General features: G+C 58.7%; 26 protein-coding genes. 17 read left to right on the top strand and 9 right to left on the bottom strand.

Features of this window, described 5'->3' with window-relative positions:
- The first annotated feature begins 149 nt into the window (after window positions 1-149).
- Both GQ39_RS25630 and GQ39_RS25625 read left to right on the top strand, forming a co-directional pair.
- Complete coding sequence (locus GQ39_RS25630) at window positions 150-581, top strand: OsmC family protein (RefSeq protein WP_047535904.1); 432 nt, start codon at window positions 150-152, stop codon at window positions 579-581.
- Between the two features lie 155 nt (window positions 582-736).
- Complete coding sequence (locus GQ39_RS25625; RefSeq protein WP_047535900.1) at window positions 737-970, top strand: DUF1161 domain-containing protein; 234 nt, start codon at window positions 737-739, stop codon at window positions 968-970.
- 6 nt (window positions 971-976) lie between these two features.
- Here GQ39_RS25625 and GQ39_RS25620 read toward each other — a convergent pair whose 3' ends face one another.
- Window positions 977-1,396, bottom strand: coding sequence for a PA0061/PA0062 family lipoprotein (locus GQ39_RS25620; protein ID WP_047535898.1), 420 nt, complete (start codon window positions 1,394-1,396; stop codon window positions 977-979).
- Window positions 1,397-1,436: 40 nt separating this feature from the next.
- Window positions 1,437-1,859, bottom strand: coding sequence for a PA0061/PA0062 family lipoprotein (locus tag GQ39_RS25615; RefSeq protein ID WP_047535895.1), 423 nt, complete (start codon window positions 1,857-1,859; stop codon window positions 1,437-1,439).
- A 59-nt stretch (window positions 1,860-1,918) separates the two neighbouring features.
- On the opposite strand from GQ39_RS25615, the gene GQ39_RS25610 reads away from it, so the two are divergent.
- Window positions 1,919-3,010: an aminopeptidase gene (locus tag GQ39_RS25610; protein WP_047535892.1), complete on the top strand. Its 1,092-nt coding sequence runs from the start codon at window positions 1,919-1,921 to the stop codon at window positions 3,008-3,010.
- 39 nt (window positions 3,011-3,049) lie between these two features.
- Here the strand turns inward: GQ39_RS25610 and GQ39_RS25605 are convergent, their stop codons facing one another.
- Both GQ39_RS25605 and GQ39_RS25600 read right to left on the bottom strand, forming a co-directional pair.
- Window positions 3,050-3,700 carry an HAD family hydrolase gene (locus tag GQ39_RS25605; RefSeq protein ID WP_047535889.1) on the bottom strand — a complete coding sequence of 217 codons (651 nt, stop codon included), beginning with the start codon at window positions 3,698-3,700 and terminating at the stop codon, window positions 3,050-3,052.
- A 44-nt stretch (window positions 3,701-3,744) separates the two neighbouring features.
- Window positions 3,745-4,290, bottom strand: coding sequence for a gamma carbonic anhydrase family protein (locus GQ39_RS25600; protein ID WP_047535886.1), 546 nt, complete (start codon window positions 4,288-4,290; stop codon window positions 3,745-3,747).
- 88 nt (window positions 4,291-4,378) lie between these two features.
- Here GQ39_RS25600 and prlC point away from each other — a divergent pair, with 88 nt between their 5' ends.
- Complete coding sequence (gene prlC / locus GQ39_RS25595) at window positions 4,379-6,430, top strand: oligopeptidase A (protein ID WP_047535883.1); 2,052 nt, start codon at window positions 4,379-4,381, stop codon at window positions 6,428-6,430.
- Window positions 6,427-6,714: a YheV family putative zinc ribbon protein gene (locus tag GQ39_RS25590; RefSeq protein ID WP_047535880.1), complete on the top strand. Its 288-nt coding sequence runs from the start codon at window positions 6,427-6,429 to the stop codon at window positions 6,712-6,714. Before prlC ends, GQ39_RS25590 begins: the two co-directional genes overlap by 4 nt.
- 45 nt (window positions 6,715-6,759) lie before the next feature.
- Here the strand turns inward: GQ39_RS25590 and GQ39_RS25585 are convergent, their stop codons facing one another.
- From GQ39_RS25585 to GQ39_RS25575, 3 genes are all read right to left on the bottom strand, one after another.
- Window positions 6,760-7,404 (bottom strand): phosphatase domain-containing protein, encoded by a 645-nt coding sequence (locus tag GQ39_RS25585; RefSeq protein WP_047535876.1) that lies wholly within the window; start codon window positions 7,402-7,404, stop codon window positions 6,760-6,762.
- A 118-nt stretch (window positions 7,405-7,522) separates the two neighbouring features.
- Window positions 7,523-8,053: a hypothetical protein gene (locus GQ39_RS25580; RefSeq protein ID WP_047535873.1), complete on the bottom strand. Its 531-nt coding sequence runs from the start codon at window positions 8,051-8,053 to the stop codon at window positions 7,523-7,525.
- 99 nt (window positions 8,054-8,152) lie between these two features.
- Window positions 8,153-8,452, bottom strand: a complete 300-nt coding sequence (locus tag GQ39_RS25575) for a hypothetical protein (protein ID WP_047535870.1) — start codon at window positions 8,450-8,452, stop codon at window positions 8,153-8,155.
- Between the two features lie 207 nt (window positions 8,453-8,659).
- Here GQ39_RS25575 and GQ39_RS25570 point away from each other — a divergent pair, with 207 nt between their 5' ends.
- From GQ39_RS25570 to GQ39_RS25560, 3 genes are all read left to right on the top strand, one after another.
- Window positions 8,660-9,718, top strand: coding sequence for a PA0069 family radical SAM protein (locus GQ39_RS25570; RefSeq protein ID WP_047535867.1), 1,059 nt, complete (start codon window positions 8,660-8,662; stop codon window positions 9,716-9,718).
- 242 nt (window positions 9,719-9,960) lie between these two features.
- Window positions 9,961-10,692: a carbonic anhydrase gene (locus GQ39_RS25565; protein WP_047535864.1), complete on the top strand. Its 732-nt coding sequence runs from the start codon at window positions 9,961-9,963 to the stop codon at window positions 10,690-10,692.
- 89 nt (window positions 10,693-10,781) lie between these two features.
- Window positions 10,782-12,308 (top strand): SulP family inorganic anion transporter, encoded by a 1,527-nt coding sequence (locus GQ39_RS25560; RefSeq protein WP_047535862.1) that lies wholly within the window; start codon window positions 10,782-10,784, stop codon window positions 12,306-12,308.
- Window positions 12,309-12,426: 118 nt separating this feature from the next.
- On the opposite strand, the gene GQ39_RS25555 is transcribed toward GQ39_RS25560, so the two are convergent.
- Entirely contained in the window at window positions 12,427-13,068 is a 642-nt protein-coding gene (locus tag GQ39_RS25555) for a hypothetical protein (RefSeq protein ID WP_047535859.1), read from the bottom strand.
- A 370-nt stretch (window positions 13,069-13,438) separates the two neighbouring features.
- Between GQ39_RS25555 and coxB the strand changes: the two genes are divergently transcribed.
- From coxB to GQ39_RS25535, 4 genes are all read left to right on the top strand, one after another.
- Window positions 13,439-14,566 carry a cytochrome c oxidase subunit II gene (coxB, locus tag GQ39_RS25550; protein ID WP_047535858.1) on the top strand — a complete coding sequence of 376 codons (1,128 nt, stop codon included), beginning with the start codon at window positions 13,439-13,441 and terminating at the stop codon, window positions 14,564-14,566.
- Window positions 14,567-14,648: 82 nt separating this feature from the next.
- The gene (ctaD, locus tag GQ39_RS25545) at window positions 14,649-16,235 is read left to right on the top strand and encodes a cytochrome c oxidase subunit I (RefSeq protein WP_047535857.1); all 1,587 of its coding nucleotides are present in this window, start codon (window positions 14,649-14,651) and stop codon (window positions 16,233-16,235) included.
- A 135-nt stretch (window positions 16,236-16,370) separates the two neighbouring features.
- On the top strand, window positions 16,371-16,925 hold the full coding sequence (locus GQ39_RS25540; RefSeq protein WP_047535851.1) for a cytochrome c oxidase assembly protein: 555 nt from the start codon (window positions 16,371-16,373) through the stop codon (window positions 16,923-16,925).
- 25 nt (window positions 16,926-16,950) lie between these two features.
- The gene (locus tag GQ39_RS25535) at window positions 16,951-17,838 is read left to right on the top strand and encodes a cytochrome c oxidase subunit 3 (RefSeq protein WP_047535850.1); all 888 of its coding nucleotides are present in this window, start codon (window positions 16,951-16,953) and stop codon (window positions 17,836-17,838) included.
- A 57-nt stretch (window positions 17,839-17,895) separates the two neighbouring features.
- On the opposite strand, the gene GQ39_RS25530 is transcribed toward GQ39_RS25535, so the two are convergent.
- Complete coding sequence (locus tag GQ39_RS25530; RefSeq protein ID WP_008064738.1) at window positions 17,896-18,099, bottom strand: twin transmembrane helix small protein; 204 nt, start codon at window positions 18,097-18,099, stop codon at window positions 17,896-17,898.
- Window positions 18,100-18,169: 70 nt separating this feature from the next.
- Here GQ39_RS25530 and GQ39_RS25525 point away from each other — a divergent pair, with 70 nt between their 5' ends.
- Genes GQ39_RS25525 through GQ39_RS25505 form a run of 5 tightly spaced genes read left to right on the top strand, consistent with a single transcriptional unit; the run spans window position 18,170 to window position 22,072 of the window.
- Complete coding sequence (locus tag GQ39_RS25525) at window positions 18,170-18,910, top strand: SURF1 family protein (protein ID WP_047535845.1); 741 nt, start codon at window positions 18,170-18,172, stop codon at window positions 18,908-18,910.
- Complete coding sequence (locus GQ39_RS25520; protein ID WP_047535841.1) at window positions 18,876-19,469, top strand: hypothetical protein; 594 nt, start codon at window positions 18,876-18,878, stop codon at window positions 19,467-19,469. The genes GQ39_RS25525 and GQ39_RS25520 overlap by 35 nt, the downstream gene beginning before the upstream one ends.
- 10 nt (window positions 19,470-19,479) lie before the next feature.
- A complete protein-coding gene (locus tag GQ39_RS25515) occupies window positions 19,480-20,553 on the top strand; it encodes a COX15/CtaA family protein (protein WP_047535838.1) in 1,074 nt (357 codons plus the stop codon).
- On the top strand, window positions 20,541-21,440 hold the full coding sequence (cyoE, locus tag GQ39_RS25510) for a heme o synthase (protein WP_047535836.1): 900 nt from the start codon (window positions 20,541-20,543) through the stop codon (window positions 21,438-21,440). The genes GQ39_RS25515 and cyoE overlap by 13 nt, the downstream gene beginning before the upstream one ends.
- Window positions 21,437-22,072 carry an SCO family protein gene (locus GQ39_RS25505; protein WP_047535832.1) on the top strand — a complete coding sequence of 212 codons (636 nt, stop codon included), beginning with the start codon at window positions 21,437-21,439 and terminating at the stop codon, window positions 22,070-22,072. The genes cyoE and GQ39_RS25505 overlap by 4 nt, the downstream gene beginning before the upstream one ends.
- Window positions 22,073-22,235: the final 163 nt, after the last annotated feature.

The following is a 22,235-nucleotide window of genomic DNA, read 5'->3' as shown; positions in this document are numbered from 1 at the left end:
ACCCGAGTTTCAATAGCACAGCGAAAATTACTGCCGAATAGGCGGCGTGATCAGATCAGGTGAACTTTGCACCACGGTCTATCCTCAGAACCCTAGCGAGGCAAATCACGTAGGCGCGACGCTCCGCGCCGGCTCTTGAGGAGACAAGCATGGCTATCATCAAAAAAGCATCGGCACATTGGGAAGGTGACCTGAAAACCGGCATCGGTTCGATATCCACGGAAACCGGCGTTCTCAGGGAAGCGCCCTACGGCTTCAAGGCACGTTTCGAAGGCGGCAAGGGCACCAACCCCGAGGAACTGATTGGCGCGGCCCACGCCGGTTGTTTCTCCATGGCGTTTTCCATGATTCTCGGTGACGCCGGTCTCAAAGCCGACAGCATCGATACCAGCGCCGAAGTGACCCTGGACCAAGTGGACGGCGGCTTTGCGATCACGGCGGTGAAACTGATCCTCAAGGCGAAAATCCCCGGAGCTAGCCAGGCTCAGTTCGAGGAGTTGAGCAACAAGGCCAAAGAAGGTTGCCCGGTGTCCAAACTGTTGAATGCCAAGATCAGTCTGGATGCGACTCTGGTCAGCTAGCGCATCAAACATCGCCGCTTCGGCAGCTCAAAGAACCTGCCGAAGCGGCGATCTTTTTTTGCGTGGCCAGAGATTTGCCAAATAAAACTGTGGTCGAATAAATGACAGCAGCCGAATCGCATGATCATCCGCGCTGCCTCAAGGGAGCTTCAACCATGAAACGTTTTACCTTGGCGGTTATCTGTTGCGCACTGGCCACTTCGGTCATGGCGGCACCGAAACCCTGTGAAGAACTCAAGGCCGAAATCGAAGCCAAGATCCAGGCCCGAGGGGTTACGTCCTACACACTGGAGATCGTCAAAAACGAAGAAGTGCACGATCAGAATATGGTCGTTGGCTCGTGCGAATACGGCACCAAGAAAATCATCTACCAGAAGAACGATCGCTGATCGGCCTCACGGTATGCAGTTGATCTGCCTGGCTTCGGCGACAATTTCACGTTGGGCGTTGAACAACCGTGCCTCGGGAGTAAACGCCATGGACCGGGCTTCCAGCAGATAACGTTGACCGGCCTCGAAATGATCGTACTTGATGATCATGTAGCACAGCCGTTCCGTACCTCCGTCGAACAAGTCAGAGCTCCCGCCGGGCACCTCGAAATCAAAGCGCACAGTCAGCTCGTGGCTACCGGGCGTCACCTGGAAAAAACGCCCGTCGCGTGATCGCACGTTGTCCAGCCGTTCGGCCATCAGCAATTTGTCATTGGGGAAGGGCGTAGAGAAATCGACCCACGCCATCTGCGGGTTGACCGCCGGCATAGGACTCGAACAACCGGCGACCACACTTGCAGCGAGTAACAGCATCAACCTGCGCATGATGAATGTCCCGAATATCAGGTATTCAGCATAGCGCCGATCAGGTGCGCTGGCAGCCCGCCGGTGTGCCCTTGCCGATCACTTTTCGCTGTTGATCGTAAAGCCTGGCCCACGGCCTGAAACCAATATTCCCCGCTTGCAGCTGATAACGCTCACCCGCATTGAAGTCATCGAATTTCACGTTTATCTGGCAATCACGCCACAGTGTCTCCGCGTTGGGGCCGATATTGCTGGGTTGAACCGGGAACTGGTAGCGAACCTTCAGCTCATGACTGCCGGGTTGCACCTCGAAATAGCGTTTATCGTTGGCCGCCTGTTTATCCACTGCCAACGCTTGCAACGCCGTATCTTCCTGCTGCGAATCCAGATCGATCCACGCCTGTGACGGATCCTGGCGTGGTATTCCGAATCCAGCACATCCGGCCAGCATCAGCAGGCCTCCCGTCAGCATCAACTTGCGCATAGCGGAGCTCCAGTCAAGCGGGATAGTCTTGCGAGCAGACTTTCCAGGGATTTTTTATTTTGATCAGGCCGCGTCCAAGCCTTGGGTTACTTGATCGCGTTTTGCGCGTTTTGTTTCCGGGCATGTTGTTTTTGTTGCTCAACGGTTGTGCCAGCGTCAGCTACTACAGCCAGCTGGCCAGCGGTCAACTGCAGTTGCTGCGGGCACGGGAGCCGGTTTCCAGTGTGATTGCCGATCCCGATCGCGATCAAAAACTGCGCGCGCACCTGATCCAATCACAGAAAGCCCGCACATTTGCCAGCCAGCAGCTGCATCTGCCGGATAACCAGAGCTACCGTTTGTATGCCGACATCGGTCGGCCCTATGTGGTCTGGAATGTATTCGTCACGCCGGAATTTTCCCTGAAGCCTCAGAACCATTGCTTCCCCATTGCCGGTTGCGTGGCCTACCGCGGTTACTACAGCCAGAGTGCTGCCCGGGGCGAGGCGGCGCTGCAACGTCTGCAAGGCATGGACGTGTCGATCGGCGGTGTCGAGGCCTACTCGACCCTGGGCTGGTTCAACGATCCGATCATGAATTCGATGATGGGCTGGGGCGATGAGCGCCTGGCCACGCTGATCTTTCACGAACTGGCGCATCAACGTGTGTATGTGAAAGACGACACAGAGTTCAACGAGTCATTCGCCACCTTCGTCGAACAGGAAGGCACCCGCCAATGGCGCGCATTCCGTAGCCTTCCACCGGACGATAATAAACAGGCACGACATCGGGACCAGTTCATTCAATTGGTTCTGAACACCCGGACACAACTGGAAGCGCTCTACGCCCTGCCGCTGCCGCCCGAGCAAATGCGCCAGCGTAAAGTCGCAGCGTTCGAGCAGTTACGCGCCGAATACCGTCAGTTGCGCGATGACCAATGGGCTGGAGACAAACGTTATGACGCCTGGATCAACGCACCGTTGAACAACGCACGGTTGCTGCCGTTTGGCCTGTACGACCAGTGGGTGCCGGCGTTTGCGGCGCTGTTCAAGCAACAGGGAGGCGATTGGGTGAGGTTTTATGCGCAGGTCGAGAAGCTTGGGGCTTTGCCGGTTGAGCAGCGCAAGGCGGTGCTCAAGGCAATGGCGGAACCCAAGAGTACCGATGGCTGAACAGGCCTCTTCGCAGGCAGGCCCGCGAAGGCCGTTTGCCTAACGCCGCAAAAACGCCTGATGCATGTCATCCAGGGTTTCAAAATGATAGGTCGGCGCCTCGGCGCTCAGTTCTTCCCGACTGCCAAAGCCATAACCGACAGCCGCCGCATCCATCCCATTGCTCCGCGCACCGATCAAATCGTGCTTGCGGTCGCCGATCATCAGGGTATTGGCCGGGTCCAGGCCTTCTTCGGCGATCAAGTGAGCGATCAACTCGACTTTGTTGGTACGGGTGCCATCCAGTTCGCTGCCGTAAATCACCTTGAAGTGCCTGGCGAAATCGAAATGCCGGGCGATTTCCCGGGCGAACACCCAGGGTTTGGACGTCGCAATGTAAAGCTGTCGCCCTTGTCCGCCGAGGGTTTCCAGTAGCGGGGTGACACCGTCGAAGACCCGATTCTCGTAGAGCCCGGTCACTTTGAAGCGCTCCCGGTAAAAATTGACCGCTTCCCAGGCCTTGGCCTCGTCGAAGTCGTAGAACTGCATGAACGCTTGTAACAACGGCGGGCCGATGAAGTGTTCGAGTTTGCTCAGGTCGGGCTCATCGATGCCCAGTTTGCCCAGGGCAAACTGAATTGAACGGGTGATGCCCTCACGGGGGTCGGTCAAGGTGCCATCGAGGTCGAACAAAACGGTCTGGTAATGCATGAAAATTCCTGGGCAATCGTGGGAGGCTGTCCGTTATCCGGGGCTCAGCGCTGGTCGTAGCCTTCGGCCAGATGCAGATCCTTGAGCTTCACGTAGTTCGCCGCGCTGTAGGTGAAAAAGGCTTGCTCCTTGTCAGTCAGCGGCCGGACTTGCTTCACCGGGCTGCCCACATAAAGGAAACCGCTTTCCAGGCGTTTGCCCGGTGGCACCAGGCTGCCGGCGCCGATGATCACATCGTCGGCGACCACCGCACCGTCCATGACAATACTGCCCATGCCGATCAACACCCGGCTGCCCACGGTGCAGCCGTGCAGCATGACCTTGTGGGCGATAGTCACGTCATCACCGATCAGCAATGGGAAGCCCTCGGGGTTGAACGGCCCGGCATGGGTGATGTGCAGTACGCAGCCGTCCTGCACGCTGGTGCGCGCACCGATGCGGATGCGGTGCATGTCGCCACGGATCACCGTCAATGGCCAGACGGAGCTGTCTTCACCGATTTCGACGTCGCCAATCACCACCGCCGAACGGTCGACAAAAGCGCCTTTGCCAAGCAGCGGCGTGTGGTTCTGATACTTGCGAAGGGACACGATAGGTTCTCTCTCTGTCGCTGATAGCTGCGGTGAGTGTCGATTGTAATTAAGATGGCTGCATGTTTCTCCAGCCAAGGTATCAACCGTGAGCGTGAACAACCCTCTCTTGCAGCCCTACGACCTGCCGCCGTTCTCCACGATCCGTGCCGAACACGTGCAACCGGCCATTGAACAGATCCTGGCTGACAACCGTGCCGCCATTATCGAGATCCTCAAAACCCAGGGCAAACAGCCGACCTGGGCTGGGCTGGTACTGGCGATGGACGAGCTCAACGACCGCCTCGGCGCTGCCTGGAGCCCGGTCAGCCACCTCAATGCCGTGTGCAACAGCGCCGAACTGCGCGAGGCCTACGAGTCCTGCCTGCCGGCCCTGAGCGCCTACGCCACCGAATTGGGCCAGAACCGCGAACTGTTCCAGGCCTTCGAAGCCCTGGCCAACAGCCCGGAAGCCGCCGGTTTCGACGTGGCGCAGAAAACCATTCTGGAACACTCCCTGCGCGATTTCCGCCTGTCGGGTATCGACCTACCGGAAGCCGAGCAAAAGCGTTATGCCGAAGTGCAGAGCAAGCTGTCCGAACTGGGCAGCCGCTTCTCCAACCAGTTGCTCGACGCCACTCAGGCCTGGACCAAGCACATCACCGATGAAGCTGCCCTCGCCGGCCTGACCGACTCGGCCAAGGCGCAAATGGCTGCCGCTGCCCAGGCCAAAGACCTGGACGGCTGGCTGATCACCCTGGAGTTCCCAAGCTACTACGCGGTAATGACCTACGCCCAAGACCGGAAATTGCGCGAAGAAGTCTACGCCGCGTACTGCACCCGTGCGTCGGACCAAGGCCCGAATGCCGGTCAGAACGATAACGGCCCGGTGATGGAACAAATCCTCGATCTGCGTCAGGAACTGGCAAAACTGCTGGGCTTCACCAGTTACTCCGAGTTGAGCCTGGCCACCAAAATGGCCGAATCCAGCGGTCAGGTCCTGAGCTTCCTGCGTGATCTGGCCAAGCGCAGCAAACCGTTTGCCGTCCAGGACCTGGAGCAACTCAAGGCTTACGCGGCGGAACAAGGCTGCCCGGACCTGCAAAGCTGGGACAGCGGCTTCTACGGCGAAAAACTCCGCGAACAGCGCTACAGCGTTGCCCAGGAAACCCTGCGTGCCTACTTCCCGATCGATAAAGTGCTGAGCGGGCTGTTCGCTATCGTGCAACGCCTGTACGGCATCGAAATCGCCGAACTCAAAGGCTTCGACACCTGGCACCCGGACGTGCGCCTGTTCGAGATCAAGGAAAACGGTCAGCACGTCGGCCGCTTCTTCTTCGACCTCTATGCCCGAGCCAACAAGCGCGGCGGCGCCTGGATGGATGGTGCGCGCGACCGTCGTCGTACCGCTGGCGGCGTTCTGCAAAGCCCGGTGGCCAATCTGGTGTGCAACTTCACCCCGGCCGACAGCGGCAAACCTGCCCTGCTGACCCACGATGAAGTGACCACCCTGTTCCACGAATTCGGTCATGGCCTGCATCACCTGCTGACCCGGGTCGAGCACGCTGGCGTGTCCGGTATCAATGGCGTGGCGTGGGATGCAGTCGAGTTGCCAAGTCAGTTCATGGAAAACTGGTGCTGGGAACCTGAAGGCCTGGCGCTGATTTCCGGCCACTATGAAACCGGTGAGCCACTGCCTCAGGACCTGTTGGGCAAAATGCTCGCGGCGAAAAACTTCCAGTCCGGCCTGATGATGGTGCGTCAACTGGAGTTCTCGCTGTTCGACTTCGAACTGCACGCCACCCACGGCGACGGTCGTGGCGTGCTGCAAGTGCTCGAAGGCGTGCGCGACGAGGTGTCAGTCATGCGTCCACCCGCCTACAACCGCTTTCCCAACAGCTTTGCGCACATCTTTGCCGGGGGTTATGCAGCGGGGTACTACAGCTACAAATGGGCTGAAGTGCTCTCGGCCGACGCCTTCTCGAAATTTGAAGAAGAAGGCGTGCTCAACGCCGACACCGGTCGCGCGTTCCGCGAGGCCATTCTGGCGCGTGGCGGATCCCAGGAGCCGATGGTGTTGTTCATCGATTTCCGTGGTCGTGAGCCATCGATTGACGCACTCTTGCGTCACAGCGGCCTGAGTGAGGGCGCAGCAGCATGAGTGAGGGTCCAGTGGTTACTAAACGACGCTTTATCGCCGGTGCGGTTTGCCCGGCTTGCAGCGAGCCGGACAAATTGATGATGTGGAGCGAGGATGGCGTGCCGCACCGCGAATGCGTGGCCTGCGGTTACTCCGACACGCTGAACGAACAGGGCTTGTCAGTACCCAAGGAGCTGGGTACCCGGGTCAACACCCCCGCCTTGAAAGCACCGGATGCCAAGGTTCAGGCAGTGCAGTTCTTCCCGAACCCGAAGCTGAAGAAAAAGTCAGACGAGCAACACTGAGTGACATGAACCGCCTTCCACTGCGCAATGCAGTGGAGGGCATGGTTACTCGACATGTGCCGATTTGAACCAACTTTTCATCGAACACGCCGCGAACGGGCTAGTGCTGCAATCGCCGTTGGCCAGCGCGGTGCGAAGTTTGTCGACATCGGCCTGCATCATGTAACGAATACCGTCCTTGAAGTGGGTGCTGTCACCAAAGCCACCATGGGTCATTTCGTTCAGTGCGTCTTCCTTGCTCCAGCCCTGCACCACAACCCGATACATGGCCGCGATCAAACCGGTTCGGTCAGATCCATGCTTGCAGTGCATCAAAACCGGGCCTTTGGCTTCGGCGGTTTGAATGGTGCGCAGGGCCTTGATGATGTCTGCGTCATCCACATGGTTTGTGCGATAGGGCAGTTGTACCTGGGCGATACCGGGTGTCGACAACCAGCTTGAATCCGCTTCAGGGAGAAAACTGATCACGGTGCCGATCTTGAGTTTTTCCAGAAGCGAAACAGCGCCACTGTCGGGCAGTGCGCTGCGATAGAGCGTCGGGCTCATCTGAAAGAGGTTGTACTGCACCTCGACGGGTTGCGCCCACTCTGGCGGACGAGGCAACGCCGTATCGTCTGCGAAAACTGGTACATGGTTGAAAAGTGCAACAAGCGATAGGCACATCGCCGGAAAAATGCGCGGTAGGGGCATGCTCGGTTGACCGTTCAGGGAGAGACTGGATGTTGATGTCCTATGTTCAGCCCTGAGCGGTCAAAGGCCCGTGAGGCAGGTGTCAATGAAACGTGAAATATGCGCGGATCAGCTGAATTTACAATCTCAATTTGATGAACGCTTTTATCAGGTTTTCCAGGCCGGGGGTTTCTTCGACAGCTGGGCCGGAATGGGGATTGATCCTTCTTACTGAGAAACTTTCACCCTTATCAAAAGAAGTGGCGTTCAGAACATAATTGAATTCCGGCTGCTCAACATCTTCCAGGTCCAACACACTAACTTTCACCAGAAGCCTTTTTTCCTCGACAGGAGTGACTTCAAGAAAAACTCCGCTATCCGAGCTGATTGCTGTCTGATCACGAAACTCCAGCGCAAGCCGAGTGATCACATTTATATCTTTCTCATCAATGCTGCCATCCGCAACAACATTTATGTCGGACCAAGGATCAAACTGCAGAGAGTATTCTTCAGTATCGTTCGGATTAAAATTCAAAACCGTGACTGTTTCTTCAGCAAGATCTGCGTAACCAGCACCAGATGGCTTCCTCAGAATTTTTAGAACTATTTTATTACTTTCCGGTGTTTCTATTCGCTGTAAGAACACACCCGTGCTTGCGGGATTCCACATGATGGACTTCCTTATCTGCAGCTGCGCACAGCTCGTGTGCGCAGCATGCCACTCCACCTTCGGCAACTGAACGTGCCGACAGTGACTGGCAATCATGAATCAGGGACGAACGATATTTGCATAGGCTTTGGCGAGTGCCAGCAATCTGGCCCTGTCGTCATTATCGATATCGCCATCACCATCTACATCTTTGGCGTTGCCAATACTGAAAGATTGGCCACCGTCAGTAGAGGATGCAATGAAAATGGTGGAATCAAGCAACTTTTCAGTGATCGCTCCTTCTTCATCCTGTGCAGACTCTTTCAGAGCGAATTGCATGGAAACCAGCACTTCATCCGGATCGACTACGGTCGGGCCAAGTTTCTGAAGAAAAATACCACGACGATTGAAATACGACATTATTAAATCCTTTTAAGCGATATCCATAATTAGGGTTTGCTGCAAAAAAATAATACCGATACTTATTGCCTGCAAACCAGACTACATATGTATCTATTAATTACCACACTCTGGCTTATATAATTAAAACAGAAAAATGCCGAACGGCACTGGTCGACCACGGCGCAGCGATATACTGTATGTGCGTACAGCTAACAGGATGCCCCCATGCAAACGCCATTGCCCCCCCGTGGCCGCGGCACCGCGACCAACCCGCACAATCGCTTCGCCCCAAATCGTTCGGTGGCCGAGGACGACGGCTGGTATCAGGAAGTGCCGATCACGCAAGGCACCGAGGTGCGCATTGAGACGGCGAAAACCATCATCACCCGCAACAATTCGCCAGATCTGCCCTTTGATCGTTCGATCAATCCTTACCGCGGATGCGAGCACGGTTGCATTTATTGCTATGCACGACCGAGCCATGCCTATTGGGACATGTCCCCGGGACTGGATTTCGAAACGCGCCTGATCGCCAAGACCAACGCCGCTCAGGCGCTGGAGGAACAACTCTCCAAGCGTGGCTATCAATGCGCGCCGATCAATCTTGGCTCCAACACCGACCCGTATCAGCCGATCGAGCGCGAACACGAGATCACCCGCCAAACCCTGGAAGTGATGCTGCGTTATCGCCACCCGGTGACCATCATCACAAAAGGTTCGTTGATCCTGCGCGATCTGGACCTGTTGGCCGAACTCGCCCGGCAGAGACTGGTGGCGGTGATGATCAGCCTGACCACCCTGGATGACGAACTCAAACGCATCCTTGAACCCCGAGCGGCGGCGCCCAAGGCCCGACTTCGCGCGATCAGGGTCATGCGTGAGGCGGGAATTCCGGTGGGAGTGCTGTGCTCACCGATGATTCCCATGATCAACGACAGCGAACTCGAAAGCCTGCTGACCGAGGCCCATGCGGCCGGAGCACAGAGTGCGGCGTATATGATGCTGCGCTTGCCGCTGGAGGTTGCACCGCTGTTCGAGGAATGGCTGGGCGCTCATTACCCGCAACGGGCGGCTCATGTCCTGAGCCTGATTCGCCAGAGCCGTGGTGGTGAGTTGTACGACAGCCGTTTTGGCGCACGGATGCGCGGCGAAGGTCCCTTTGCCGACCTGTTGGCACAGCGCTTCTCCAAAACCATCAGGCGCCTGGGGCTTAATCAACGGGAAGGGTTTAACCTGGATTGCGAATCCTTTTGTCCGCCAGGTCGCCAAATGTCATTGATTTAAGGACGATTGACCTATTGCTGAGTATTGGGAAGCGCTTGCAGGCATTAGGCTGGTCACGTTTTTTGTGACCTGGAACACACGTTCTAGAGCGCTTGATTCAGTTTGAGTTAAGATTCGTCGACTACCTTGTTCATCGAGTGACTGGCGGGTCAGATTTTTTTGACCTGGATGTTTTTAAACAGCCACTGGCTTCACACCGGATAAAAAGGGAAATTCCCTGACTCCGCAAAAGAGGATGAATCATGAGTGACAAGGATAAACAGCCGTTGGCTGCGTCGGCGTCTGCCCAACCGGAGGTGGAAACCGCCGATGCGGCGCTGCAGCATATCGTTGACGGCTTTTTGCATTTTCATCATGAGATCTTTCCGCAACAGGAAGAACTCTTCAAAAAACTCGCGACCGCCCAACGACCGCGAGCGATGTTCATCGCCTGTGCGGATTCGCGCATCGTTCCTGAATTAATCACTCAAAGCTCCCCCGGCGATCTGTTCGTCACCCGCAATGTGGGTAACGTCGTACCGCCTTACGGGCAAATGAACGGTGGTGTTTCCACGGCCATCGAGTACGCCGTGCTGGCTCTTGGCGTGCATCACATCATTATCTGCGGGCACTCCGACTGTGGCGCGATGCGCGCGGTGCTCAACCCGCAGAGCCTGGAAAAAATGCCGACGGTCAAAGCCTGGCTTCGACATGCCGAAGTGGCGAAAACCATGGTTCAGGAGAACTGCAACTGCGCCAATGAAAGCGAAAGCATGCACGTCCTCACCGAGGAAAATGTGATCGCCCAGTTACAGCACTTGCGCACGCACCCGTCAGTGGCTTCGCGCATGGCCAATGGTCAGTTGTTTATCCACGGCTGGGTTTACAACATCGAAACCAGCGAAATCAAAGCCTACGATGCCGATCAGGGCTGTTTCCTGCCGCTTAATGGCAGCCTGCCGATTCCCGTGGCGACGCCCAAAGCGCGCTTCTAAATACTCCTAAATCCCGCGTGGTTATGCCGAGGCTGCCGATCAGGCAGCCTGGCTTTGCCATGCCTGAAGAAAACTTCGGGAGAATCAACATGCGTGCTGCGCAACTCAAAGCTGTTCTGCCACGTGAGCTACTGGCTTCGGTGGTTGTATTCCTGGTAGCCCTGCCCTTGTGCATGCGCATTGCCATTGCTTCGGGACTTCCCCCAGCCAAAGGCCTGATCACCGGGATCATCGGTGGTTTGGTGGTGGGCTGGTTGGCCGGCTCCCCCTTGCAGGTCAGCGGCCCCGCGGCAGGCTTGGCGGTGCTGGTGTTCGAACTGGTGCGCCAGCATGGTGTGGACATGCTCGGGCCGATCCTGTTGTTGGCGGGTTTTCTGCAACTGGTGGCCGGTCGATTGAAACTTGGCTGCTGGTTCAGGGTGACGGCGCCTGCCGTTGTGTATGGCATGCTCGCCGGCATCGGGGTATTGATCGTCCTGTCACAGGTGCATGTGATGCTCGATGCCGCGCCCAAGCCTTCGGGACTGGATAACCTGGCGGCGCTCCCCGCTGCCGTGTCCCAGGCCTTGCCTTCTTTTGGCTGGCAGGCCGGTTTGCTCGGGCTGGGAACCATCGCGGTGATGTGGCTGTGGGAAAAACTACGCCCGCAATCCCTGCGCTTCATTCCAGGTGCGTTGCTCGGCGTTGGTCTTGCCACGGTCACCAGCCTGGTGATGGCATTGCAGGTCAAGCGCGTGGAAGTCCCGGCCAACCTGGCCGAAGCCATTGATTGGTTGCGGCCAGCCGACCTGCTCAACCTGGCGGATCCCACCCTGCTGATCGCCGCGTTTGCCGTGGCCTTTATCGCCAGCGCCGAAACCCTGCTGTCCGCCGCCGCAGTAGACCGCATGCACAGTGGTCAGCGTTCGGATTTCGATCGCGAACTGTCAGCACAAGGAATCGGCAACATGCTCTGCGGTCTGCTTGGCGCGCTGCCGATGACCGGCGTGATCGTTCGCAGCTCAGCCAATGTACAAGCCGGAGCCACCACACGGTACTCGACGATTTTCCACGGACTGTGGCTGCTGGCGTTCGTGATGCTGCTGTCGAGCGTGCTGCAAAGCATTCCCGTGGCAAGTCTGGCCGGCGTGTTGGTTTATACGGGTTTCAAACTGGTCGACCTCAAGGCGTTTCGCAGCCTCGGACGTTATGGCCGCCTGCCGATGTTCACTTACGCCGCGACCGCGCTGTCGATCGTTTTCACCGATCTGCTGACCGGCGTGCTGATCGGCTTTGGCTTGACCCTGGCCAAACTGGCCTGGAAAGCCTCACGCTTGAAGGTCAGCCTGATCGACCTGCCCAAAGAGGGAGAAATGGAGTTGCGGCTGGTGGGCGCGGCCACCTTTCTCAAAGTGCCGGCGCTGACCCGGATACTCGCAAGCATTCCTGACGGCGCGACGGTGCATGTGCCGCTCAATAATCTGAGCTACATCGATCATGCGTGTCTGGAGCTACTGGAGGAATGGGGTCGGGCGAATGCGGCGAAGGGCTCGAAGTTCTTGATCGAGTCCCGGGGATTGAAGCGCCGGTTGGAGGGACGGGTGCGGACCAACACCGGTATAGGTGCATCGGGCTGAATACCCCTGCAGGAGCGAGCTCGCGATGGGCAAAAGAACACCGCGGGGTGTCAGGATACCCGCGTAACCGTTGTCGACCATCGCGAGCAGGCTCGCTCCTACAGTGGACGGAGGTGGATCAGGCTTCCAGCTCCAGGCCCACGCCCAGGCGGCGGGACATGCACGGCCAACGCTTCCACGCGGCGCCGGTGTCCGGGCTGCTGAGCTTCTCGCGGTAGGCCTCTACCGACTCCAGAGCGAAACTCTCTTCGTTGAGCATCTCGTCGATGGCGTGATGCACTGCCTCGTCCAGTTGGTTGGCGAATTCCTCACCGATCAATTGGTGAGCAATCAGGTTGGCGACAGTCATGTCCAAGGGGATCAGTGGCTGGCCAAAATGCTTGATGTACAGGTCATTGACCTCTTCGACAAACCGATGCGCCAGGTAGGCCTCGTCCAGCAGGCTGTCGAGCCCGACGTGCCCGGCCATGATCGCCGGTGGCTGGAGGAAATACTGCTCGGCGATTTTCAGCACCGGTTTGATCTGTGACTCGATACCCGCTTCCCTGGCGACTTCATTGGCTGCGTCCAGCAGATCAGGCACTTCGTCGATGTAGGCGGCGACAAAACGTGTCAGTACGCCATTGGCATCCGCCTCCGGCAATTGGATCGCCGGGTGCAAGCGAGGCAGTTTGCTTTCCAGCTGACGCGTCAGCAGGCCGGTTTCGGATTCGTGTTGTTGGGCTTTTTGGATCTGCTCGCGCAATGCGGCGGTGTTCATGAAAACTCCAGGAAACAAGGCAGTGAAATAGGGAAGACATAACTTAGCTGGCTTACGAAAAATGCTAAGACGCATTTGTCATAATTATTTCATCCTTGAGACACCTGCGTTATATCGATTTGCCACCACTCGTCTGCATCCTTCTCCATTCGTGGCCTGCAACGCAAGTTAATGCTGTTTCAGATCATTTACGCCTTCGCATTGCGAGGTGAGAGTCGCTGTCTATACTCGGACTTGAATGGAGTTAGCTGATGACGCCCGACTGCAAATGCAGCAAGGCCCGGCGATTCAAGTTCGTAGTCTGATGCAGCCGCTCCCTTGCCGCAGGTGAAAGCCGGCGGGATAACAAGAACGATAAGGGGAACCCGCAATGATGCGACATCCACATGTCTGGATGGGCCTCCTGTTGTGGTCGATTTTCAGCCAGGCGCAAGCCGCCTGGACTGTGAATATGGCGCCTGGAGCGACTGAAATCAGTCACGCTGTATTTGACCTGCACATGACCATTTTCTGGATCTGTGTAGTGATCGGCATCATCGTCTTTGGCGCCATGTTCTGGTCGATGATTCTGCACCGCCGCTCGACCGGGCAGGTGGCCGCAAAATTCCATGAAAGCACCACCGTCGAAATCCTCTGGACCATCGTGCCCTTCATCATTCTGGTGGCCATGGCGGTTCCCGCGACGGCGACCCTGATCAAGATGTACGACCCCAGTGAGCCGGATATCGATATCCAGATCACCGGTTATCAGTGGAAGTGGCATTACAAATACCTGGGCCAGGACGTCGAGTTTTTCAGCAACCTGGCCACCCCCGCCAACCAGATCCACAACAAGGAAGCCAAGGGCGAGCATTACCTGCTTGAGGTCGACAAGCCGTTGGTGCTGCCGATTGGCGCCAAGGTGCGCTTCCTGGTGACATCCGCCGACGTGATCCACTCCTGGTGGGTGCCGGCCTTTGCGGTCAAGCGCGATGCGATCCCGGGGTTCGTCAACGAAGCCTGGACCCGCGTCGACAAACCCGGCATCTACCGTGGCCAGTGCGCCGAGCTGTGCGGCAAGGACCACGGCTTCATGCCGATCGTGGTCGAGGTCAAGGAAAAGGCCGATTACGACAAGTGGCTGGCCGACCGCAAAGCCGAAGCCGCTCAGCTTAAAGAACTGACCAGCAAGGAATGGACCCTCGACGAGCTCAAGGAGCGCGGCGACAAGATCTATCACACCACGTGCGTAGCCTGTCACCAGGCCGAAGGCCAGGGACTGCCGCCCATGTTCCCGGCGCTCAAGGGCTCGAAAATCGCCACCGGACCGAAAGAGGCTCACCTGAGCCTGGTCTTCCACGGCAAGCCAGGCACCGCCATGGCGGCGTTCGGCAAGCAGCTCTCGGAAGTCGATATCGCGGCGGTCGTGACCTACGAACGTAACGCCTGGGGCAACAACAAGGGCGACATGGTCACTCCTAAAGAAGTGCTGGAGCTGAAACAGGCGGAAAGCAAATGACCCGGTCTATTGCGCATGTAAGGAACCGGTCGGGGCACAGTGCCCCGGCCTGCCCAGCCCATCTGTTGACAGGAGACAGGCCATGAGCGCCGTTATCGATGACCACGGTCATGCCGACCACGCCCACGGCCCCGCCAAAGGCCTGATGCGCTGGGTGCTGACCACTAACCACAAGGACATCGGCACGCTGTACCTGTGGTTTGCCTTCACCATGTTCCTGCTCGGCGGTTCGTTCGCGATGGTGATCCGCGCCGAATTGTTCCAGCCAGGCCTGCAAATCGTCGAACCGGCGTTCTTCAACCAGATGACCACCATGCACGGTCTGGTGATGGTGTTCGGTGCGGTGATGCCCGCGTTCGTCGGCCTCGCCAACTGGATGATCCCACTGATGATCGGCGCGCCGGACATGGCCCTGCCGCGGATGAACAACTTCAGCTTCTGGCTGCTGCCGGCGGCGTTCATCCTGCTGGTCTCGACCCTGTTCACCCCCGGTGGCGGACCGAACTTCGGCTGGACCTTCTACGCCCCGCTGTCAACGACCTATGCACCGGAAAGCGTGACGTTCTTCATCTTCGCCATCCACTTGATGGGGATCAGTTCGATCATGGGCGCGATCAACGTGATCGCCACCATCCTCAACCTGCGCGCCCCCGGCATGACGTTGATGAAAATGCCGCTGTTCGTCTGGACCTGGCTGATCACCGCGTTTCTGCTGATTGCGGTGATGCCGGTACTGGCCGGATGCGTGACGATGATGCTGATGGACATCCATTTCGGCACCAGCTTCTTCAGCGCCGCCGGTGGCGGTGACCCGGTACTGTTCCAGCACGTGTTCTGGTTCTTCGGCCACCCCGAGGTGTACATCATGATTCTGCCGGCCTTCGGCGCCGTCAGTTCGATCATCCCGACCTTCTCGCGCAAGCCGCTGTTCGGCTACACCTCGATGGTCTACGCCACGGCGAGTATCGCGTTCCTGTCGTTCATCGTCTGGGCGCACCACATGTTCGTGGTCGGCATTCCGCTGGTGGGCGAGCTGTTCTTCATGTACGCCACGCTGCTGATCGCGGTGCCGACGGGCGTGAAGGTGTTCAACTGGGCCAGCACCATGTGGCAGGGCTCGCTGACCTTCGAGACACCCATGCTGTTTGCCGTAGCGTTCGTGATCCTGTTCACCATCGGCGGTTTTTCCGGGTTGATGCTGGCCATCGCCCCGGCGGACTTCCAGTACCAGGACACCTACTTCGTGGTCGCGCACTTCCACTATGTGCTGGTGCCAGGGGCGATCTTCGGGATCTTCGCCTCGGCCTACTACTGGATGCCGAAATGGACCGGCCACATGTACGACGAAACCCTCGGCAAGCTGCATTTCTGGCTGTCGTTCATCGGCATGAACATGGCCTTCTTCCCGATGCACTTCGTAGGGCTGGCCGGCATGCCGCGCCGGATTCCGGACTACAACCTGCAATTCGCCGACTTCAACATGGTGTCGTCGATCGGCGCGTTCATGTTCGGCGCCACGCAGATCTTCTTCCTGTTCATCGTGATCAAGACCATTCGCGGCGGCCCGCCAGCACCGGCCAAACCGTGGGATGGGGCCGAAGGCCTGGAGTGGAGCATCCCGTCGCCGGCGCCGTATCACACCTTCACCACGCCGCCGGAAGTGAAATGAACGTAACCCCTGTAGGAGCGAGCCTGCTCGCGAAAAACCTGAGAGCGCCGCGGAGCATCAGGCTTGCAGCGTTATCGTTGACGACCATCGCGAGCAGGCTCGCTCCCACAGGGGGCCCGGTTGCGGGTTGGAACCATGGCTGACTCGATTTCGATGAAGAAACTGGTCACCCGCCTGCTATTGGTGGTGGTAGCGATGTTTGTTTTCGGCTTTGCCCTGGTGCCTATCTACGACGTGATGTGCAAGGCATTCGGCATCAATGGCAAGACCGCCGGGCAGTACGAGGGCGAGCAAACGGTCGACACCTCGCGGCAGGTTCGCGTGCAGTTTCTGTCGATGAATAACGCCGACATGCCGTGGGAGTTCTATCCCAAGGGTGATGATCTGGTGGCCCATCCGGGGGCGGTGAACGAGATGATCTTCATCGCGCATAACCCCACCGACCGCCCGATGAGCGCCCAGGCTGTCCCGAGCATCGCGCCCAGCACCGCGGCGGCGTATTTCCACAAGACCGAATGTTTTTGCTTTACCCAGCAAGTGCTGCAGCCCGGTCAACGGATCGAGATGCCGGTACGTTTCATCGTTGACCGTGACATGCCCAAGGATGTGAAGCACCTGACGCTGTCCTACACGCTGTTCGATATCACCGCCCGACATCCACCGGTAGTCGTTGCAAACACTGGCGGTTGAGCGTGCCCGATAAGGAGAACAATCAATGGCAACTCATGAACATTATTACGTTCCCGCCCAGAGCAAGTGGCCGATCATTGCCACGCTCGGCATGCTCACCACCGTGTTCGGCCTGGCCACCTGGTTCAACGACCTGAAAGCCGCGCGGCCGGAATCCCACGGCCCACTGATTTTTTTCGTCGGTGGCCTGCTGTTGGCCTACATGCTGTTCGGTTGGTTCGGCGCGGTGATCAAGGAAAGTCGCGGCGGACTGTACAGCCCGCAGATGGATCGCTCGTTCCGCTGGGGCATGAGCTGGTTCATCTTCTCGGAGGTCATGTTCTTCATCGCCTTTTTCGGCGCGCTGTTTTATGTGCGCCACGTCTCCGGCCCGGCTCTGGGTGGCGAAGGCGCCAAAGGCATCGCCCATATGCTGTGGCCGAACTTTCAGTTCACCTGGCCACTGCTGAACAATCCGGACTCCAAACTTTTCCCGCCGCCCAAGGAGGTCATCAGCCCCTGGGGCCTGCCGCTGCTCAATACCGTGTTGCTGGTGAGCTCCAGCGTGACGGTGACGATCGCCCACCACGCCTTGAAGAAAGGCCATCGCGGCGCGCTGAAACTCTGGCTGGCGATCACCGTGCTGCTCGGTTGCGCGTTCCTGACCTTCCAGGCCGAAGAGTACATGCACGCCTACCACGAACTGGGCCTGACCCTGGGCTCGGGCATCTATGGCGCAACGTTCTTCATGCTCACCGGCTTCCATGGTGCCCACGTGACCATCGGCACCATCATCCTGTTCGTGATGCTGATGCGGATCATGCGCGGGCACTTCGACGCCGATCATCAGTTTGGCTTCGAGGCGGCAAGTTGGTATTGGCACTTCGTGGACGTGGTGTGGATCGGACTGTTCGTTTTCGTGTACGTGCTTTAAGAGCAGCTATAAGCCGCAAGCTGCAAGCCTCAAGTTGGAAGCGCTTGAAGCTTGAAGCTACCAAGGGGCATGGGAAACCAACTGGCCGCTGAAAAAACCCCAGGCGATCAAGCCGACGGTAATGGCGGCCAGTGCAACACGGACACTCAAGGCAATGACGAGGCGGTTCGAGCTGCTGTCGTCCTTGACCAGAAAAAACAGGCCGCTGAACAGGCTGACAACCGTGGCAATCAGCATCAGGACGATGGCTGCTTTGAGCATGGTGGAACTCCGGGGGACAGGCGATGCATTTGAGTATAGCTATCGCAATGACCGACTTTCTGGCCACGCCATGAAGCGCTTCCGGCCGGGCATCGTGCCGACACTGGTGGTGGCGCTGTTGCTGCCACTGCTGGTGTCCCTGGGGTTCTGGCAATTGAGCCGGGGCGCGGAGAAAAGCGCACTGCTGCAAAGCTACACCGAGCGCCGGGCCGCCGAGCCGATGGCCAGCACCGAGCTGCAACACACCGCAGACCCTGCCTTTCGCCGCGTGCGCCTGCACGGCCAGTTCGATGCCGCCCACAGCCTGCTGCTGGATAACCGTCAGCGCGATGGCAAGGTCGGGGTCGAACTGCTGCAACCATTTCAGGATCAGGCGACCGGACTCTGGCTGCTGGTCAACCGCGGCTGGCTGCCATGGCCGGACCGGCGCACACCGCCTCAATTCACCACCCCTGCCGATGCCTTGAGTCTCGACGCGTGGGTCTACGTCTCCCCCGGCGCGACCTTCCAGCTCCATGCCGATCCCAACGCAACGACCTGGCCTCAACTGGTCACGGCGGTTGACCCGGCAAAACTCTGGTCAGCCCTCGAGCGCGAAGGGTTCGCCTACGAATTACGCGAGGAAAGCGGCCCCGCGTCCTACCAGGCTGACTGGCCGGTGGTCGCCATGGGCCCGGAAAAACACATCGCTTACGCCGTGCAGTGGTTCGCCATGGCGATCGCCCTGTTCGGCCTTTATCTCTACCTCGGCTGGCACAACGCAAAGGAGAAACACCATGGGAGCGGCCATGAATCCACCCAGCATGTCTGAGGCGAAAACGCCGGCGAGTCGGCGCAAGGGTCGCTTGCAGTTGCTGTTGATCCTGCTCGGGGTGATCGGTCCGATGATCCTCGCCACCGGCATGTACAAACTGCAGTTCTGGGTGCCGGAGGGCCGCAGTTATCACGGCGAACTGATCGGCAACGGTCAGACCCGCGCCGACATCGGCGTGCAGGCACAGGAGGACCGCTGGCAGATGCTGGTCACCGCGCCGAAGGATTGCGCGTTGGACTGCCAGCAGTTGGTGTATCTGGCACGGCAAATCCAGATCGGCCTCGGTCGCGATGCCTCTCGCGCCAGCCACGCACTTGCCGCCGCCCAGCCCCTGACGTCCGAGTACGACGCCAAACTGACTCGGGAATATCCGCAGCTGCAGCGCTATCCGCTGGATTTGAGCACTTTCAGTCAATCGAACGGCGACAAGACCACGCCGCAACTGTGGATCATCGATCCACACGGCAATCTGGTGCTGCGCTACGACCCGTCGGTCAAGGGCAAGGACTTGCTCAACGACCTGCGCCACCTGCTGAAACTGTCGAACATCGGATAAGGGCATCGTCATGGCCAAACCTGGATTTCGCCTCGCGCTGTTTGCCACCTTGCTGGCACTGATTGTGGTGTTGCTCGGCGCCTATACCCGCCTGACCCACGCCGGCCTCGGCTGCCCGGACTGGCCGGGCTGCTACGGCTTTATCAGTGTGCCGAAAAGCGAAGCCCAACTGGCCCATGCCGAATTGCATTTCCCTGACGCTCCAGTAGAGGCCCACAAGGGCTGGAACGAGATGATCCATCGCTACTTTGCCGGCACCCTCGGCATGCTGATCTCGGTGCTGGCCGGACGTGCCTGGATCAATCGCCGGCATCCGGGACAACCGCTGAAGCTGCCGTTGTTCCTGCTGGCGGTGGTGTTTGGCCAAGCGGCGTTTGGCATGTGGACGGTGACGCTCAAGCTCTGGCCGCAAGTGGTCACCGGGCATTTGCTGGGCGGCTTTGCCACGCTGAGCCTGTTGTTTCTGCTGACCTTGCGCCTGTCCGGCGTACTGCCGGCGCTGACCGTGCCACGACGCTTGCAACACTGGGCGACGGCCGGGTTGCTGCTGGTGATCCTGCAAATTGCCCTCGGCGGCTGGGTCAGTTCCAACTACGCCGCCGTGGCCTGCATCGACTTCCCGACCTGCCACGGTCAATGGCTGCCCCCCGCCGACTTCGCCAACGGCTTTCACCTGACCCAACACATCGGCCCGAATTACCTCGGCGGGCAACTGGACAGCGATGCCCGCACCGCGATTCACCTGACGCATCGCATCGGCGCGTTGCTAGTGACCCTCGTGCTACTGGGTCTGGCGTGGCAACTGAAGGCGGTCGGCATGACGCGCCTGGCGGGCCTGGTACTGATCGCTCTCGCCGCACAAATCACCCTCGGTATCAGCAACGTGCTGTTTCATCTGCCCCTGCCAGTGGCCGTCGCGCACAACGCCGGAGGCGCTGCGCTGCTGCTGACCATGGTGTTGGTCAATTATCACGCCCGCACCAGCCTGATTCGGGTCAAACAACCGACTCGCTGGCGCTTCAGTCCGCGTAAACAAACAGCCGGGCCCATAACAATAAAAGGAGAGATGCCATGGCGATTCTGATCGGCGAACGACCCAGTCAGGCGATCTGGCGTGACTACCTGGAGCTGACCAAACCAAAAGTGGTGGTGCTGATGCTCATCACCTCGCTGGTGGGGATGTTCCTCGCAACCCGCGCCGGCGTGCCATGGACCGTGTTGCTGTTCGGCAATCTGGGGATCGCCCTGTGCGCGGGCGGTGCGGCAGCGGTCAACCATGTGGTGGACCGGCGCATCGATGCGGTGATGGCCCGCACGCACAAACGGCCACTGGCTGAAGGTCGGGTGACACCGGCCGCCGCGCTGACCTTTGCCCTGGTGCTGGCGGTGCTCGGCCAGGCCTTGCTGCTGGCCTTCACCAATCCGCTGACGGCCTGGCTGACCCTCGCCTCCCTGCTCGGCTATGCCGTGGTGTACACCGGTTTCCTCAAGCGCGCGACGCCGCAGAACATTGTCATCGGCGGGCTGGCCGGTGCCGCTCCGCCCTTGCTCGGCTGGACTGCCGCCACCGGTCATGTCAGCGCCGAACCGCTGTTGCTGGTCCTGATCATCTTCGCCTGGACCCCACCACATTTCTGGGCCCTGGCCATTCACCGCAAAGAAGAATACGCCAAGGCCGATATTCCGATGCTGCCGGTGACCCATGGCGAGCATTACACCAAGGTGCATATCCTGCTTTACACCGGTGCGCTGCTGGCCGTCAGCCTGATGCCGTATGTGATTCACATGAGTGGCCTGCTCTACCTGATTTGCGCCATCGGACTGGGCGCCCGATTTCTGCAATGGGCGGTGGTGCTGTACCGTGGCACTCGGCCGCACGCGGCGATCAACACCTTCAAGTACTCTATTTACTACTTGTTCCTGCTGTTCATCGCCCTGCTCGTTGACCACTACTTATTGTTGAATCTATGACTCGAACCCAGAAAACCGTCTTCATCCTCGTCGCCCTGATCGCGCTGGTCCTGGGCCTGACCATCAACAAAGTGCTGTCGGGCAAAGGCCAGGGCGACCCGACGGCGCTGATCGATGCGGGGATTATCCTGCTACCGCAAAGCCGCAGTCTGCCGAGCGTGACGATGACCAATCAGGACGGCCAACCGGTCACGATCAACGAGTTGAAAGGCAAATGGAGCCTGCTGTTCTTCGGCTACACCTTCTGCCCGGACATCTGCCCGACCACCCTCGCCCAACTGCGCCAGATCAAAAGCGAACTGCCGCCCGAGGCGGTGGACAAGTTGCAGATCATACTGGTCAGCGTTGACCCGAATCGCGACACGCCCAAGCAGCTCAAGCAGTATCTGGGCTACTTCGATCCACAGTTCATCGGCCTGGCCCCGGCATCGGTCGAAGAACTGCAAAAAGTCGCCAATGCCGTGAGCATCCCGTTCATTCCGGCGGACACCAGCAAACCGAACTACACCGTCGACCACAGCGGCAACCTGGCGGTGATCGGACCGGACGGGACACAGCGCGGTTTTATCCGGGCGCCGTTGAACAACCAGAAACTGGTGGCGCAATTACCGGTGATGTTGAAGCGTCAGTGAGAACGCCACGGAACCTGTAGGAGCGGGCTTGCTTCGAGCGGCGTTCCGACGATGGTCGTGAACGTTAACGCGTAAATCCAGATGCCCAGTGGCGTCCTTTTGTTTTTCGCGAGCAAGCTCGCTCCTACAGAAGGCGGTGTAATCGGCATAAAAAAGGGGACGC

Source organism: Pseudomonas sp. 11/12A (assembly GCF_000800055.1).
GTDB classification, from domain to species: domain Bacteria; phylum Pseudomonadota; class Gammaproteobacteria; order Pseudomonadales; family Pseudomonadaceae; genus Aquipseudomonas; species Aquipseudomonas mohnii.
Note: the sequence above shows the minus strand (reverse complement) of the source record. Positions and strands in the feature narration are given on the sequence as shown.